At 59.5% G+C, this 14787-nt stretch carries 24 protein-coding genes; 8 read left to right on the top strand and 16 right to left on the bottom strand.

Features of this window, described 5'->3' with window-relative positions; genetic code table 11:
- The 4 genes from CAF92_RS09090 to CAF92_RS09075 form a co-directional block, all read right to left on the bottom strand.
- Complete coding sequence (locus tag CAF92_RS09090) at nucleotides 1-1680, bottom strand: terminase large subunit (protein WP_085600385.1); 1680 nt, start codon at nucleotides 1678-1680, stop codon at nucleotides 1-3.
- A gap of 3 nt (nucleotides 1681-1683) precedes the next feature.
- A complete protein-coding gene (locus CAF92_RS09085; RefSeq protein WP_085600383.1) occupies nucleotides 1684-2175 on the bottom strand; it encodes a terminase small subunit in 492 nt (163 codons plus the stop codon).
- 158 nt (nucleotides 2176-2333) lie between these two features.
- Nucleotides 2334-2672 carry an HNH endonuclease gene (locus tag CAF92_RS09080; RefSeq protein WP_085600381.1) on the bottom strand — a complete coding sequence of 113 codons (339 nt, stop codon included), beginning with the start codon at nucleotides 2670-2672 and terminating at the stop codon, nucleotides 2334-2336.
- Nucleotides 2672-2995, bottom strand: a complete 324-nt coding sequence (locus CAF92_RS09075; protein ID WP_085600379.1) for a phage holin, lambda family — start codon at nucleotides 2993-2995, stop codon at nucleotides 2672-2674. The genes CAF92_RS09080 and CAF92_RS09075 overlap by 1 nt, the downstream gene beginning before the upstream one ends.
- 105 nt (nucleotides 2996-3100) lie before the next feature.
- Here CAF92_RS09075 and CAF92_RS09070 point away from each other — a divergent pair, with 105 nt between their 5' ends.
- Together CAF92_RS09070 and CAF92_RS09065 are read left to right on the top strand one after the other, a co-directional pair.
- The gene (locus tag CAF92_RS09070) at nucleotides 3101-3556 is read left to right on the top strand and encodes a hypothetical protein (RefSeq protein WP_085600377.1); all 456 of its coding nucleotides are present in this window, start codon (nucleotides 3101-3103) and stop codon (nucleotides 3554-3556) included.
- 259 nt (nucleotides 3557-3815) lie between these two features.
- Nucleotides 3816-4058: a hypothetical protein gene (locus tag CAF92_RS09065; protein WP_085600375.1), complete on the top strand. Its 243-nt coding sequence runs from the start codon at nucleotides 3816-3818 to the stop codon at nucleotides 4056-4058.
- Between the two features lie 109 nt (nucleotides 4059-4167).
- On the opposite strand, the gene CAF92_RS09060 is transcribed toward CAF92_RS09065, so the two are convergent.
- The 12 genes from CAF92_RS09060 to CAF92_RS27825 form a co-directional block, all read right to left on the bottom strand.
- Nucleotides 4168-4557 carry an antiterminator Q family protein gene (locus CAF92_RS09060; RefSeq protein WP_085600373.1) on the bottom strand — a complete coding sequence of 130 codons (390 nt, stop codon included), beginning with the start codon at nucleotides 4555-4557 and terminating at the stop codon, nucleotides 4168-4170.
- Nucleotides 4554-4841, bottom strand: a complete 288-nt coding sequence (locus tag CAF92_RS09055; protein WP_085600371.1) for a hypothetical protein — start codon at nucleotides 4839-4841, stop codon at nucleotides 4554-4556. The genes CAF92_RS09060 and CAF92_RS09055 overlap by 4 nt, the downstream gene beginning before the upstream one ends.
- Nucleotides 4838-6223, bottom strand: coding sequence for a DnaB-like helicase C-terminal domain-containing protein (locus CAF92_RS09050; RefSeq protein WP_085600368.1), 1386 nt, complete (start codon nucleotides 6221-6223; stop codon nucleotides 4838-4840). The genes CAF92_RS09055 and CAF92_RS09050 overlap by 4 nt, the downstream gene beginning before the upstream one ends.
- Nucleotides 6220-7020: an ATP-binding protein gene (locus tag CAF92_RS09045; RefSeq protein WP_085600365.1), complete on the bottom strand. Its 801-nt coding sequence runs from the start codon at nucleotides 7018-7020 to the stop codon at nucleotides 6220-6222. Before CAF92_RS09045 ends, CAF92_RS09050 begins: the two co-directional genes overlap by 4 nt.
- Nucleotides 7001-7798, bottom strand: coding sequence for a helix-turn-helix domain-containing protein (locus CAF92_RS09040; protein WP_085600362.1), 798 nt, complete (start codon nucleotides 7796-7798; stop codon nucleotides 7001-7003). Before CAF92_RS09040 ends, CAF92_RS09045 begins: the two co-directional genes overlap by 20 nt.
- A gap of 4 nt (nucleotides 7799-7802) precedes the next feature.
- Nucleotides 7803-8033: a hypothetical protein gene (locus CAF92_RS09035; protein ID WP_085600359.1), complete on the bottom strand. Its 231-nt coding sequence runs from the start codon at nucleotides 8031-8033 to the stop codon at nucleotides 7803-7805.
- Nucleotides 8030-8635 carry a hypothetical protein gene (locus tag CAF92_RS09030; RefSeq protein ID WP_085600356.1) on the bottom strand — a complete coding sequence of 202 codons (606 nt, stop codon included), beginning with the start codon at nucleotides 8633-8635 and terminating at the stop codon, nucleotides 8030-8032. Before CAF92_RS09030 ends, CAF92_RS09035 begins: the two co-directional genes overlap by 4 nt.
- Complete coding sequence (locus CAF92_RS09025) at nucleotides 8632-9402, bottom strand: ORF6N domain-containing protein (protein ID WP_085600353.1); 771 nt, start codon at nucleotides 9400-9402, stop codon at nucleotides 8632-8634. Before CAF92_RS09025 ends, CAF92_RS09030 begins: the two co-directional genes overlap by 4 nt.
- Nucleotides 9399-9695: a hypothetical protein gene (locus CAF92_RS09020; RefSeq protein WP_085600350.1), complete on the bottom strand. Its 297-nt coding sequence runs from the start codon at nucleotides 9693-9695 to the stop codon at nucleotides 9399-9401. The genes CAF92_RS09025 and CAF92_RS09020 overlap by 4 nt, the downstream gene beginning before the upstream one ends.
- Nucleotides 9689-10003 (bottom strand): hypothetical protein, encoded by a 315-nt coding sequence (locus tag CAF92_RS09015; protein ID WP_085600347.1) that lies wholly within the window; start codon nucleotides 10001-10003, stop codon nucleotides 9689-9691. Before CAF92_RS09015 ends, CAF92_RS09020 begins: the two co-directional genes overlap by 7 nt.
- Entirely contained in the window at nucleotides 10000-10335 is a 336-nt protein-coding gene (locus CAF92_RS09010) for a hypothetical protein (protein WP_085600344.1), read from the bottom strand. The genes CAF92_RS09015 and CAF92_RS09010 overlap by 4 nt, the downstream gene beginning before the upstream one ends.
- A gap of 423 nt (nucleotides 10336-10758) precedes the next feature.
- Entirely contained in the window at nucleotides 10759-11055 is a 297-nt protein-coding gene (locus CAF92_RS27825; RefSeq protein WP_085600341.1) for a Cro/CI family transcriptional regulator, read from the bottom strand.
- 105 nt (nucleotides 11056-11160) lie between these two features.
- Between CAF92_RS27825 and CAF92_RS09000 the strand changes: the two genes are divergently transcribed.
- The 6 genes from CAF92_RS09000 (at nucleotide 11161) to CAF92_RS08975 (ending at nucleotide 14673) form a co-directional block, all read left to right on the top strand.
- Nucleotides 11161-11931 (top strand): LexA family transcriptional regulator, encoded by a 771-nt coding sequence (locus tag CAF92_RS09000; protein ID WP_085600338.1) that lies wholly within the window; start codon nucleotides 11161-11163, stop codon nucleotides 11929-11931.
- 129 nt (nucleotides 11932-12060) lie between these two features.
- A complete protein-coding gene (locus CAF92_RS08995) occupies nucleotides 12061-12456 on the top strand; it encodes a LuxR C-terminal-related transcriptional regulator (RefSeq protein WP_085600335.1) in 396 nt (131 codons plus the stop codon).
- 90 nt (nucleotides 12457-12546) lie between these two features.
- A complete protein-coding gene (locus CAF92_RS27735) occupies nucleotides 12547-12942 on the top strand; it encodes a carbon storage regulator (protein ID WP_085600331.1) in 396 nt (131 codons plus the stop codon).
- Nucleotides 12939-13295 carry a hypothetical protein gene (locus tag CAF92_RS08985; RefSeq protein WP_256573709.1) on the top strand — a complete coding sequence of 119 codons (357 nt, stop codon included), beginning with the start codon at nucleotides 12939-12941 and terminating at the stop codon, nucleotides 13293-13295. Before CAF92_RS27735 ends, CAF92_RS08985 begins: the two co-directional genes overlap by 4 nt.
- A 9-nt stretch (nucleotides 13296-13304) precedes the next feature.
- On the top strand, nucleotides 13305-13535 hold the full coding sequence (locus CAF92_RS08980) for a hypothetical protein (RefSeq protein WP_085600327.1): 231 nt from the start codon (nucleotides 13305-13307) through the stop codon (nucleotides 13533-13535).
- A 1-nt stretch (nucleotide 13536) separates the two neighbouring features.
- On the top strand, nucleotides 13537-14673 hold the full coding sequence (locus CAF92_RS08975; protein ID WP_085600324.1) for a tyrosine-type recombinase/integrase: 1137 nt from the start codon (nucleotides 13537-13539) through the stop codon (nucleotides 14671-14673).
- The last annotated feature ends 114 nt before the right edge of the window (nucleotides 14674-14787 follow it).

The following is a 14787-nucleotide window of genomic DNA, read 5'->3' as shown; positions in this document are numbered from 1 at the left end:
TCAGCCTACTAATCCGAAAAAGCCGTGGTTGAGGTAGTCGTCGAGACCGCCGCGGGCCTCGGGATTGAGGGCCATCAGCGACACTGCGTTGAAGGTCGCCATGAGCGGGTCAATTTTTGCGGTTCCCGATGCTTGCTTGGTGATCAGGAAGGCGTTGGCCGAGGGCACACCTTTGGCGTTGCCGCACGACCAGGCCATGAGCGGCTGTCCACAGTGGATGAACGAGCCCTCTGCAAGCCGGCGCTCGGTCGTCTTGATCGCGCCGGTGAGCTTCCAACCCTGCGAGATGCCGACCACCTGCTCTTCATCAATCTCGACATCAGCCAGCGCATCAAGCACGGCACCGATGCCGGCGGGGTCAAGTCCGACCTTGTCGAGCAATCCCGCCTGGTTGATCCGCGAAACGATGGCCGCCAGCTGATCAACGTCGTCGCCGATCTTGTCGACGATGGTCAGGTCACCGGTCGCTTCCAAGTCTCTGAGCCTGGGAGCTTCTGACTTGCGGCGTTCAAGCACCGAGGGGTGGGCCCAAGCGTGCGCCCAGTGCAACCAGGTGCGGGATTCTCGTACCCGGCCAATCACCGCCAGGCCGAGCAAGTCATCAAGGCCACCGCCATCGACGCCAACGTCGATGACCTCGCACTGCTCGAGCAAGTCGTCCAGCGTCATGCCTTCCTTGGCCTGGGGCTCCCAGAAAGCGGCACCGACCCAGCTGTCGGACATCAGAGCAAGGCCGATCTCGATGTTGAGGTGCTTGGCCAGGAAGCCGCGCATCTCCGCCTCGCCATCGATCTCGGCCTGCATATGCAGGCGCTCCAGCGTGGGCCGGTCAACGGAGTAGTTGATGTTCGGGTTGACCAGGTGGAAGTTTTCAGGCTTCCGGGCCTCACCGCTCTTGATCATCTCCTGTGAGAACTCGTAGATGATCGGGAGGAAGCGGTTGTCGTCGATGCGACCATCTCGTACGCCGCGGGCATAGTTCAGTTTCGACCTGAACACCCCAGCCGGCGGTTCGTTCGATTGAGTCGTCAGCCAGATGATGAAGCCTTCCGGACGAGACAGCAGACCGCCCGTGGCTTCGCGGATCATGTCCGCAGCCTTGGGATTCTTGCCGAACAGCCAGGCTTCATCGATCAGCACGCCAACGGCTTTCTTGCCGCCCACTACATCGCTGTCAGCCGCCACCACCTTCAACGTGGCTCCCGTCTCGCGATGGGTGATCAACCGCAGATGCGGCTGCACATGCAGCAGGGCTTTCAGCTCTTCATCGTTGTTGACCATGTCCTTGGCCGGGATGAACGAGTTGTCGGCGATTTCCTTGGTCGGGGCCAAGATGATGAACTCTGCAGAGAGCCGCCAGTTCCGAATCAGCGCGGTCAGCATGATGCCGGCAGCGATCGTCGATTTACTGTTCTTCTTCGGGATGCACAACATCACTTCCCGGATCAGGCGCTCGCCGGTTTCGCTGTTGTAGCTCCCAAACACCGCGCCGGCGAAGGCCAACACCCAAGGCGCACATGACGCCTCAATCGTGGGGCTGCCAGGTGCGTCGACAATCTTCAGCCCCTTGAACACCTCAAGGCTGGCTTCCGCTTCATCCGGAAACAGTGGCTCCGGGATGATTGACTCCCCTGCAGCCAATAACCGCCACCAGTCCGGGCAGGCAGTAGTCCATTGCATGACTTACCCCTTGACCATACTGAGGGACGGCTTGCCGGGGGGCGGCTTGCCCTGTGAGTACTTGCCTTTGCCTGCCTCTTTGGCGGCTTCGGCTTTCTGCTCTTTCTTGCCCTGATCAGCGACCTTGCCGTGCGCGTAGGGCATCAGCGTTTTGGCTGCCTCCAGGCGCATGCGCATATCCGCCCCATTTGCGTTCATGAGCTCTGTAAGGAACACACGCGGGTCGTCTGTGTGGGTGAGCGCGACCTCAGCCGGCTCCTCCTCCGCGATATCCTCACCTTTAACTTTTCGCCCAGGTTTAACCTCAGAGCTGGTAGCCTGTTTCTGCTTGAGGCGACGACCGACTTCGGTCAGCACATCCTCATCCTTCGCCAGCTTGGAGCCCGCTTGTGACGCGGTTTTCTCTGAATACCCGGCAGCGATCGCTGATTCGCGATTTGTGGCCCCCGACAGCAAAGCGTCAACAAACCGCCGCTTCTTGTCGGTTAAAGCCATGGTTAACTTTTCCTGAAACGGGAAAAAATGTGTACGTGGGGTCGGTGGCGGTCTAGCTAGATGCGAATCGCTATATTTTGACCTCCCCCCACCCTAGCAGCACGCCACTGACGTGCCTCGAGGGTGTCTCGGGCGACCGCGCGCCATTCCGCTGACGGTCAGCCCATCAGGCCAGCAGCCTCCTCGGCTTGCTTGACCGAGTCGTGGCAGGGCTTGCACAGCGACTGCCAGTTCGCCTGATTCCAGAAGAGATCCTGGTCACCACGATGCGCAACGATGTGGTCAACGATGTTGGCAGCAGTTGTTCGGCCTTGCCGAGCGCAGTAGACGCACAGCGGGTTATCGCGCAGGTACTGCTCTCGCGCCTTCTGCCATCTGTAGTCGTAGCCGCGCTGGGAGCTGGTCATGCCGCTCCGCCAGCTGCCGGGTGTGACCACCTTAACCCGCGACCCTGCGCTTTCCTTGATGCGTGAGCCGAGCGTCTTGAGCCTGGCCATCAGCCTTGAGCCTTGCGGGACAGGAACAGATCAGAATAGCCGCGAAGCTTCTCCACACCCATGAAACCGACCATGCCACCAGCGAAGGTGGCCATGCCCTGCGGCAGGCCCATCCATTCGAGCAGCGGCACCAGGGCCAGGGTGATGAGGCCACACAAGGCGCCCTCCAAGAACATCTGCCGCCGAGTACCGCCGCCATAGACCACCCGGAGCACGGCGATCGCGACGGAAAGGCCAGCGGCGTACAGCTGAGGCTGGTGGGCAAGTACCCAAGCAATCAGGGCGGCCCACAGGCCGGGATCTTTCTCTGGCATATGGGCCATCTCGATTCCTCCCGTTGCGGGGAGCTATGATAAAAAGGTCCACGTATGGCAGGCAGTGGCTACGTGCGACCGTCAAAGCCTCAACGGCACCATCAGGACGAAACCATGGCGAAAACAAACATTGAGCGTTTCGATGTAATCAGCGCGGACATACTTGCGCATCTGTACCAGGCCTTCCCGGTTCCCATATCTGTAACTCCGAAGGTCTCAGGTCTTACCGAGCGGAAAGTCACCAGCTACGACCCTGTAAGCGAAATTGTTGTTACTAGCGGTGCACGAGACCCAGAAACTGAGTTCTTCCAAGAAACCTTGGCCTGGCTAGCTATGTCTGGGTTTATCCTCAGGAGGAATCACCATGGCATACAAGCCGAGTATGTGCTTACCTCGCACGGCCTCCAGACGTTAAACCATGTTCCAAAGCCGTCTCTAGGGAATGAAACGCTGGGAGACAAGCTATCAACCGCAGCAAAGAACGGAGCAGTTGGTGCAGCCAAGGAAGTCATGAGCCAAGTTATTTCTATCGGTGTCCAACTACTGGCCAAGACTTCCGGTTTGCCATAGTCCGCAGGAATGACATGTTTTTGGATGGATGCAGAGGGCCGGCGCTTCACCAGCTTATTGGTCTGGATCGCTGGGTCACGTACCCCAGACTTTCATCGCGTAATCGACCAGGGAGCGCACGGCTTTGATCGACGCCACTACCGACTTAGCCCAGCTGCCTAGGCGTGTCATCCGCATAAAAACATTGACAGATAACCAGCTACGCCTATGAATAACGAATGGCTACTATCAACCATTCAGTTCATCAAAGGGAGTTTCCATGCAGGTAGACATTTATCGGGATCAAGACCGCATTCTCATTGTTGAGGATGGAAAGGGAATCCCAAGAATCAGCGGAGCTGGATCTGAATTCCTAAACGGCCTAACTTTCGAGCGAAGAGTTGCAATCGAAAGCCTACCTACCGGACTCAAGCAAGCAGAGGTCCTGCAATCATTGCGGGATAAAGGTTTCTACGCCGCTCGGCAGCAGGCAACCCTAACCGAAGTCGAGATTCAAGACTGAATAGACAAAACCCCAGAGCGAAATGCCTGGGGTTTGTATGTGTCGCGTGACGTTGCAAGCTGGACACGCTGCTATGAAAACAGGTGTTTATCCGCCCGCATAGAACTTTTTACGCCGCCTCTCGAATTTCTTCGAGTGCGCAGTCAATCCATGCAACGCCTGCCTTGATGATTTCCCGCGCCTTTCGCTCGGACATGCCAGCTTCCCTTCCGACCCGCATAGCCGGGTGCTTCGATCCGTAGTAGGCCCACACGAAATCACCCATCTGCTGGTTACGCTTCGTCAGCCTGGCCACTGCGCCGTCGATGATCAGCGCCAGGTCGTCGGTGATGACATACTGCCGAGCGCCGCCCTCGCTGGGTACGTTGTCGCGCATGAGCGCGTAGAGCGGCGACACGTAGCGGGGCACGCCCATCTCACTCATTCGCCACCAGCCCCATTGCTCCAGCAGGTACTCGGTATCGCCCAGCGCCTTGTCCACGTAGGTTCGTTTTTTCATGCAGCCCTCCGGGGCGCTGGGTCGGTGTCCAGGCCGAACAGCTCGCGCAGCAGCTTGTCAGCGTGTTTGTTCTTGGCGTTGCCTTCGGTAATCCAGCCCTTGGCGAACTGCTCGAATCCCACGTTGGCGCGCGCGGCGTGCCAGTCAGCCACAATGTCCATCAGGGCCGCTGATGCGATGCGGCCGTTGTTCTGCTCCAGCAGCATGCGGTTGCCCACCTTGAGGAACTTGCACTCCACCGCGGTCAGGCTTTTGCGCGGCAAGGCCGCAGTTACATTGCTCATTGGGCATTGCTCCCCTTGTAGCGCTGGGCATAGCTTCCACGCCCAGCCTCGATCTCGTCGTCACTGGGCAGCGAGCCCGCGAAGTTGGCGAACCGACCGTATTGGCCTTCCTGCTGGACGATGCAACTACCCACGCGCGCATGTCGGCACTTGGTCATCAGGATCTCGGTTAGGCCGTTCTGGCCCTCCTCTGTATCCATGTCGCGATGCACCATCAGGATGCAGCTGGCGTCGGCCTCGATTTCCCCGGAGTCGCGCAGGTCGCTGGATTGGGGCTTCTTCCCGGGGCGCTTGGTTGAGTCACGGTTCAGCTGGGCCAGCTCAATGACCGGGATGGCCATTTCCTTGGCCAGTTGCAGCAGGGCCTTGCTGATCTTGCCCACCTCCTCGGTACGAGATCGGCCACCACGCTCGCTGCGCACCAGGGTCAGGTAATCGACCACGATCCCGGCCAGACCGTGCTCCCGCTGGCACTGCCGAGCCGTGGCGCGGATGGTGGACGGCGTCTGCACCGGGTCGTCGCAGACGAATAGGGGGGCTTCCAGGGCCAACCCTACGGCACCGCTCATCCTGGCCCAGTCGTCTTCGCGCATCTGGGCCGGGTTATCCAGCTTTTGGAGAGCCACCCCTCCAAGCGAGGCGATAGCGCGCAGCCCCAGTTCTTCGCCAGGCATTTCGATGGAGAACACCAGCCACGGCTTCCGCTCCTTGACGGCGTTGTGCTGGGCGATCTGCAGGGCCAGGGTGGTCTTGCCACTGCCCGGCAGGCCGGCGATTACCGTCACCTTCTTCGGACGAAGACCTTGTGCCAGCTCATCCAGCTTTTCGAGCCCCGTGGATGGCCACTTCGGTGCCACGCCGCGGTGCTTTTCGTCCACTAGGTCGGCGGCATCTCCCATCCATTGGTCCAACCGCTTGTAGCCCTTTGCCTCCCCATCAAGGTTGCGCAGGTCTGCCATGGCCTGCTGGGCTGCAGCGATTACTTCGCCGGTAGGTGCGCCGGCCTGCACCATTTCCTGCGCGCCGCCTGCCACGTCAAGAATGCGCCGGATCACGCCCCACTCCTTGACGTGCTTGGCGTAGGCCTTCCAGTTGGCCAGCGAAGGAACCTTGCTGGCCAGCTCAGCGGCATAGGCCATGACGTTGTCGCCACCCGGGAGCAGGCGTTGAACCGCGCCCAAGGTCACCGGATCGATGGGCATAGCTTGCTCGCGGCACTCCAGCATGGCCTCGAATAAAGCCGCATTATCGGCGTGATAGAAGTCGGCTGAGGTCATCTGGCCAAGCATGTCCTCGACCAGCCCTACATCCTGCTGCAGCGAGGCGTGAATGACTGCGCCAAGCACGCCGTGCTCGGCCTCGTCGCTATAGAGAGCCCTCATGCCGCTGCCCTCTTCGATTCCCAGGTGAACCCGACTTGCTGCCCGCCGTTCTGACGCAAGCGGTCAAGGGCGCGATCGCCGATGTAGGACTTGAGGCCGTCAGCGTTCAAGTTGCTGACCACCACAGTCGGCAGCACCGCCTGATACCGGCGGTCAATGATGCTGTGCAGCAGGCCCAGCTCGTACTCGCTGCCCTTCTGCGCCCCGATCTCATCAATCACCAGCAGATCCAAGCCGCCAAGATGTACTGCCACGTCACGGTCGGTGTAGCCCGATCCGGACGCCATCGAGGCGCGGGCAATGCTCACGATGTCTCCTGCCGGGATGATCAGCGCACGGCAATGATCGGCGACCACCGTGCGGACGATAGCGCTGGCTAGGTGAGTCTTACCGCAGCCGACGTTGCCGGTCAGCAGCAGGGAGCGGCCCGCCCGGAAGTTGGCCGGGAACTGCTCAGCATAAGCCCGGCACTTGGCTAGCGCCCTATGCTGCGGCTCCGTCTCGGCGCGGTAGCTGTCGAAGGTGGCGCCAGCAAAGCGCGGGGTGATCCCGGCAGCGATCAGCGCTTCGCTGGCTTTCTCGACCTTGTGCTGGGCATTGGCCAGGGCGCGTTCTGCCGAGTCGCGGGGGCTGGTATGCAGGGCCTCCCAAGCGCAGCGCTTGCAGCCACGCGCCAGCATCGAGCCGTCCAGCTGCTCGACCTCACTCATATCGACACGGCCATGCACCGGGCACTCGCCGGAGAAGATGCGCTTGGCCGGGGTACGGTGGAACAGATCAGAAATTCGAGCGGCCATCGTGGCTCTCCTGGTACATATCATCGGTGTGCTGAGGGAGGTTGTTGAATGCGCCAGGCCGGCCTGGCCGTGCACCAGCGTTTGCCGTCGCCTCTGGGTAAACATCGGTCCAGCAGCTGACGGTGGACTTGTCGAGGACCGCATCAGCGTTCCGGTGGCCCTCCAGCTTCTTTGCGATCAGCTCACAAGCACGCTCTGTTAGCGGTGCACGCTTCGCTTTGCGCATCTCGCAAAAATCGGCCCATGCTCGGTCTGAACAGTTCTCCGGTTTAGCCGTCAGCGGGTCGAAGCTCTGCTTTGTCTTCCGCTTACCTTTGCCGCCAGCTGCAGCGTCATCGCCTTCTTTACGGTTATGGGTGGTTAATTGGTGGTTAAGTGATGGTTCGGGTGCATGCTGTGCACCCCGTTCTGTCGTGGCGTGCACCCCGTTATGTTCTGGCGTGCACCCCGGTACGTCTTGGCGTGCACCGGGTGCATGCTGTGCACCCCGATCCATCGCAATGTCGTAGCACACCGGAATGCGATCGCGCTGGGTGATGTAGGCAGCGGGAATCGCTTGGTTGCCCCGCCTGATCGCTCCCTTCTGCTCCAGGTCTCGAAGCCGATACTGGACAGTGCGAGGGCTCAGGCCGGTATCGACTGCAAGACGAGCCACCGAAGGGAACGCGGCGCGCCCATCCTGATCGGCATAGTTGGCCAGGCACAGCAGGACGTGGCGGGCGTGCGGTTCGCCAACCTCCTGCTGCTCTAGGGCCCAGGTCATTGCTTGAACGCTCATGGATTCAAATCTCCAGCTCGGCGGTCACCCGCCGGACAAACTGGTCGTAGCTCTCGGCCATCTGGAAACCCTGAAGCTCCAGCGCCTCGCGATAAGCCTTCGCGCTTCCGTACAGCACCCAGCGCTCGCGCTCAGGCAGGCCCTTGAACTGGCTGTAGGTTGGCCAGGGTCCATTGATGATCGTTGCGCCTGCGCGCTGCGGTAGCGCCTGGGAGGGGTTCGTGGTCGTAGTCATTGGAGGGTCCCCGATGAGAGACCCGTGATTCCACTCACGACCTGCGCCATATCCGTGAGTGTGCCTCCTGACAGTCGACGCACTAGGATGCCAAGGGCAGTAGTGGCATTGATTGCCTCCACGGCCACAGTCGCTTTGATTTGCGCATTGTCAGCTGACAGGGTCGCGCTGGAGCCAAGCCTCACCTTGTCGCTGGCGTTGTACGCTGCGCAGGCCAGCTCCAGGTTGTTCAGGTGGCCGTACCCTTCGGGAGAGGTTGGGCTGATGAGCGCGGCCGCGACCGGGATCAGTTGGTCGGGGTAAGGTGCGCCTTCCAGCAAATGCCGACGCATGGCCTCCCAATGCTCTCGGGTCACCTCGACCGCGTCGTGACCGGTCTTGCGCGCGAACAGCACCTTGAGGGCGTAGAAGGCCTTGATGAGATCTATGTGGGTATCGTCTTCTTTCTCGATGGAGTACTCGGGCTCGTTGATCACATCGAGCGCGCCCTGCACTACCTCAAAGCACTTCAGCAGTAGCGCAGCGTCGGTGTACTTCCGGAAGGCTTCTTCATTGATCACTTCCACTTCGGCCGGCGCCGGGAAATTCAATACGTTGGTCATGCGGGATCTCCCACGGTGCCGAACAGGTCGGCCAGGTCAACTTGGTAAACGGCTGCCCAAGCGGCAGCAGGCCAGGAGCGAACCCAGCCGAAACGAAGGTCTTGTACTTTCGGCGCGGCCACACCGTGGCTGTCGCACCAGTTCTTGAGCGGGCGGAAACCCTGACTGCCGAAGCTCCGATGGGCGGCCTTTTCAACCGCAGTCACAGTGGCGTGCTGGCAACCACGACCCAGCTCGTTCTCCAAGTGCATGACCTTGCGGACCGCTGCGGAAGCGGTGGCCATGGCCGTGGCTTCGCGCCGACTACCGATCTCGGCCTTAGTAGCGATCGCATGGTCACGTTGTTCAAGCGCCCACTGCTCCGAACGTTTCGAGGCCAGCAGGTGCTCCAAGGCCGTGATGTAGTCGCTAGGGAGAGCAGGTGCTGGTGCCGGCCTGAAGTAGTTGCTGACCAACTGGCGCTGGACGGTCCAAGACAGATCGTCGGTGAAAGGCTTGACCAACATCAGGTAGCCCTGCTCGGCCAGCAGGATCAGTCCGCGGTTGGGCACCTCAATTCCAAAACAACGCAAAACGTCTTTTTGGGAGGTGTCGGCGAAAAAGTAGTCTGCCCCCTCAATGAGTCGATCCTTGTGGGCAGTGAAGGTGCGCCCAGCAGTTCCTTCGGGCCGCTCATGCACGTGATCGATCATCGCCAGGGTGACGACGCGCTGGCCGCGGTACTCGACGACGGGCAGCTGAGTGTTGTGGATGGTGACCAGACTCATGCATCACCTCCCACATGCTTTGCATCATGGAAGGCGGCCGAGTTGCGGTGGGGGTATAAAAAGTTGCGAGTGTCGAAAACCACACGCTCGATAAGGCGCTCAAGCTCGCAGACCACGGGATTGTCGAAGCCACCGAGCCCAGGGACGACTTGTGTCCAGTACAGAGTCTTGATCGCCCGGAAAGCCTCACGGGCCTCGTTGAACTTTGCGATCTCTTCTGCGGAGAGAATCACGTCCTGCACGATCACCCCAGCAACCAGCGCTGGCATCAGCTCGTTTCGTACGGTCAGCATGCTGCACCTCCCGCGCCACGAACTGGAGAGGCAGCATTTTGTGGCGCGCCTTCCTGCTGAGGATCGACCCCGGCGTGAGCTGCATACACAAGCGCCAGCGCTGATTCCGCCGCATAGAAGATGAGCGTGGCTTGATGAGTGACGGCCGGCTCCTGCATCAGCTCATGGAGTCCAGCCACAACGGCTTCGAGGCGATCGGTGGCGGCGCCCAAAGATTCGTGCACTGGAATATCGCCAACGGCCTCTAGCACGTCGTGCAGGCCATATGTGGCAAACGGGCTCGCAAGGGTTTCTGCTTGAGGCCTCATTGCTCACCTCCGCGGCCGGCGGCGCAGGCAACGCTCTTTTCGACCGACCAGATCAGCGCACTGACGGTCTCCCCTAGGAAGCCGAGAGCCGCCATACCGTCGCAATACGCCATCTCCCCCATGTTCAGGCTGTCGTGCAAATGCTGGCAGAGCTGGCTCATCCCAGAAGAAAGCGTGCGGGCCGCACGCAGGGCGTCTTCGGCATTCATCCCAGAGTCAACGCTGAGCAGTTGGTCAGCTTCTGGGCTGATCGGTACATTCAAAAAGCTCACTTTGGTGGTGAGGATTTCTTGCGCCGATGATGGTGCGGTGGTATTTTTCGGGTGCGACATAGCGCATCTCCTATTTGCATGGCGATGTGTACCAAAGACCTCCTGGCAGAGGTCGGTTAAAAAGCCCGCCTGGCAGCGGGTTTTTTTGTGCCCTGAATTTGGGTAAGCCCCATCATCCACGGAACAAAAAATATGCAACCCCCTCCCCTGAGAGGGTCGTTGCCTACCCTGGGCGGGCTTGGCGAATAGATGTTTGTGCGCGCATATCACGATCCTCTTGAAGCGCAACATGCGCCTGAGTAGCTGCTGGACTATTGAACCCAGAGACAGCTGAGACTGGAAGGCGCTGAGCAGGGCCTTCCAATGAGATTGAAATTATGTCTGGGATAACGGTACCAATTAACTGAGGGCCTATGGCGGGCCTCTTGGCAACTTTTTTCGCAGCAGTGCCCCTTAGAGCAACCATGCTAAAGACTGCGCCGATCATTGGGTGGGCTCTTTACTGGATGAATGAACAGAGGGTTTGCCCGGCTCAACGGACAAAGCCAACTGGCGTATCGTTTCATCCAAGGTAGGGGCCAAAACAGCCTCCCGGTCTTGCCTAGAGGGAAACGAGCGGAACTCAATAGCAGCAAAGGACCCATCGGTTTTTTGCGCTACGTAGATCGTTCGACCGATCCGGATAGCCTTGCTCAACGCGCCTTGCGTCATTCCAAGTAGGGATGCCGCATGCGGCTGCCCGTGGCCCTTGGCGAAATCTTTCAGGGGGACCATGCTCATGGCTTGCCTCCAGCTAGTACTTTGCCGAGATAGTACCTTTGGCATTTATTCATGGCAATACCTTTGGCATTTGATGGATATTACTAACGGGAATATTATTGGACGATGAAAAAGCCCCTGCCCCCGGATCGCAAGGAAGAGTGCCTACGCCTAAAGGCTATCTTCAATGCCAGAAAAAAAGAGCTGAACCTGACGCAGGAGAAGCTCGCTGAGCTGCTCAGCATCAATCAAAGCTCGGTCAGTCACTATCTGAATGGCGTCAATCCGCTGAACGCATCAGTGGCTGCTGCATTTGCCAGGATCCTCGGCGTCTCAGTACGAGATTTCAGTCCACGCCTGGCAGAAGTCATAGAATCGTTTGCAGCAATGCAAGTGACCGCAGACTCGTTCAGAGAGACCTGGGCGCGCGCAGCTAAGGTTTTAGACGCCGTACCGCACGAACAATATGTGCTGATCCCCCAACTCCTCGACGACACATCTTTCGTTCCTGGAGTAAACGACGAACACGTAGGACTGACAGAGGGGATGGTGTTTCGAAGGGGCTGGATCCGGAGCATGGGGCTCGCGTTTTCACACCTCAGAGTTCTGTATGCTGCCGACGAGAGCATGGCGCCTCATATTTGCAAGGGCGACGTGCTCATGATCGACACTGCTTCAAAGCTACTTTGCGATGGTGATGTCTACCTCATCAGGCGCCCCGACGGTCGGACTAGCGTTCGAAGAATGGCTCAGCTCATCTCCGGTGATTGGGCTTTGCGTTCAGATAATCTCGACAAGCAAATATACCCTGATGAGGTGGTAGGAAACGAGGCTGCCGCCGGTCTTCCAGTGGTCGGGAAGGTCGTTTGGCGAGGTGGAAGCATCAGAGTGAGCTGATCGTGACTAGCTCAAGGCCGCTCTACAGCGGCCTTTCTTTCGCCTGAACAAAATAATATTACCAAAGGCATTTACACAATAAATTGCCTTTGGTAATTTTACTGCATCGCCAAAGCATGGAGCTCTCCAATGAACAACCAAACCATCACTGCCAGCGGCTGGACCGGACGCCTCGACATGGGCCTAGCCCCGCGCGAGCTGGAAGCAACCCTCCTTGCGGCCGCTGATCTGACTGTAAAGCAGGTCGCACAGGTGATGGGGATTGCTCCAAAAACGGTTGAAAAACGCTTGGAGGCGGCTCGCCTAAAGCTCGGCGCCAAAACCATGCGCGGCCTGGTGCTCGAGGCGTTCAAGCGCCAAATTATCAGTCCCGCTGCAACTGGCCTGGCCCTGCTGATGGCTATCCACGGGATGATCGGCGACGACCAAGCAGTGCGCATCCGTCGTGGCGGCAGCGGCGGTGAGCGGAAAGTGGAAGTTCGTGTAGCAACCCGTCGCGCCGAGTGCGCCCTGGCGGTGGCGTAACGCTGCCCGCCTGACCTGATCCAAACCTGTTCTTTGCGAAAGCCAACAAACGCGGCGGGCCACCGGCTTGCCCGAAAAAAGGAGATTCACATGCTTATGCTCAGTCGCAACATCGGTAAGGCCATCATCATTGGCGGCAACATCCGAGTCACTGTGACCCATGTAGTCGGCAGTCAGGTGCGCCTCGGGATTGAGGCGCCGCGCGGCGTGATCGTTGACCGCGAAGAGATCCACGTCCGCCGCATGGCTGAAGGTACCGTCGAGGAAGCACCAGTGTTCAGCATCGACGAGCACGTCCGCATGGCGGCAGATGCTCGCCGGTACCGCTACCTGCGCGACCGAGAGAGCATCGAGGACGCCAGCAACGACCTGCTGGTGCTGCGCGGTGACACCTACCTCACCGGCGATGAGCTGGACCGCGAGATCGAAACAGCTATGCGCCTGGAGGCTTTGGAGCAGCAGGTGGTGCAGGAACAGCAGCCATGAACCAGGCCAGCCTCCTCTTACTGCTGTGGAACGCCTGGTGCGTACCAACTACCAACTGGGCCACCAAGTGCAAGGGCATCCGCCCCGTGCGCACGCAACTGATCAGCCAGGATGCCTTCTTGCACGCGCCTTCGACCGACGCGGTCTTTCCCAAAGCCGATTTGTGCGGCCTGGCCAACCAGCAGGCCGTGGCCACCGTGCTCGAACGGTTCGTGAACGAGGACGCCGTGAGGTTCTACGGACGCACTGAGGTGCTGCTGGCTGAACTGGCGGCGCTAGCCACCACTGACGTGACAGATCGGCGTGACAACCCAAATCTGCCGCGCCAAGCGTCGAATCACAGTGTCGATTGAGGCCCCGTCATGGCTAAAGTTATAGCTCAGATCACCGCCAGCCTACCCAGGCTCATGGAGGTTGGCGAGTATCGGAGACTGCGCTATGCCGGCGGAAAGCCGAGCTTGCAGCAGCTAAAGAAATGGATTGACGAGGGAGAGCTGGCGGGTGAAGTCCGTGGCGGCATGTACTTCGTCGACCTTCAGTCCGCCGTGATCGGCTCGAACGACCCGCTATTGGCTCAGATGCTGGATATTTGAAATGGCACCACGACCGCGCAGCCCGAAAAACAAGACGCTTCCGCCCAACCTGTACGCCAACGGGAAGTATTGGCGCTACAAGAACCCGATCACGGGGAAGATGACCAGCATCAATAAGCCCTATGACGAGGCGGTGCGCCTGGCCAAAGCCGCCAACGCCAAGTTGGCGTTCCTGATGACCGACAACGGCGAGATGCTGGCGACCATCACCGGGGACCGCCTGCCCACTATCGGCGCCCTGATTGATCGCTTCGAAACCGAATGGCTGCCCGAGCGCGGCTATGCGCGTTCGTCTCTGGACGAGATCGGCTACAAGCTCAAGCGATACCGGACGGACATCGGGCACATGCTAGTGGGGCAGTTCGACGTGTTGGCGGCAGCGGAATACCTGGACCAGTTCAGCAACAATGCCTACACGAAGCACCGGGCCCTTCTGGTCAGCCTGCTGACCTTCGCTATCGCCAAGGGCATGGTGGAGCGCAACGCCGCCGACATGACCCTGCTGAAGAAGGAAGCCAAGAAGAAGCGCCAGCGCCATACTCTGGAGGGAGTACAGAAGATCCTCGACGCCGATACAACTCCAGGGTGGCTCAAGCGCGCCATTCGATTGGGGCTGACCAGCCTGCAACGCCGTGAAGACATCGTGACCTGGAAGAAGTCGGCAGTTGACCTGATCAAGAACACCATCAAGGTATCCCCGGGCAAGACCGACAACTACGACACGCCGATCCACCTGCAGATCATCATGGGCAAGGCTCTGCGCGAGACAGTGAACGAGTGCTTTCGGTCCCCAATCATTTCTCCGCTCCTGATCCATTATCGCCCGAAGGCTCGCCGTCAGGACCAGATCGAGGCGAAAGAGCACTGGACTGCGGTTACCCCGGATTACCTGTCCAAGAGCTTCAGGAAGGCCAGGGACGCCGCGAAGGCCTACGACCACCTAGACTTCGAAGAGCGTCCAACTTTCCATGAGATTCGGGCCTTGGGCGCTTGGCTGTACGAGCAGCAGAAATTTTCAACCGAGTACGTCCAGTTGCTGATGGGGCACGCCACTGCCGAGATGACAGAGCGCTATCAAGACGGGCACGAACCGAAGGGAATTCAGTACGTCGAAGTGAAGGCTGATCTGGCCATCTGACGAGCGGTGAAGCTCACAAAGACCAGATAGAGGTGGGTGGTTTTGCAAAAATTTTGCAAAAGTTTTGCAAAAGCAAAAAGGGCGACCCTCTCGGATCGCCCTTCAAGTGCCCGG

Source organism: Pseudomonas sp. B10(2017), from assembly GCF_002113295.1.
Taxonomy (GTDB): domain Bacteria; phylum Pseudomonadota; class Gammaproteobacteria; order Pseudomonadales; family Pseudomonadaceae; genus Aquipseudomonas; species Aquipseudomonas pudica.
The sequence above is the reverse complement of the archived record's forward strand: the minus strand, read 5'-3'. Positions and strand labels throughout refer to the sequence as shown.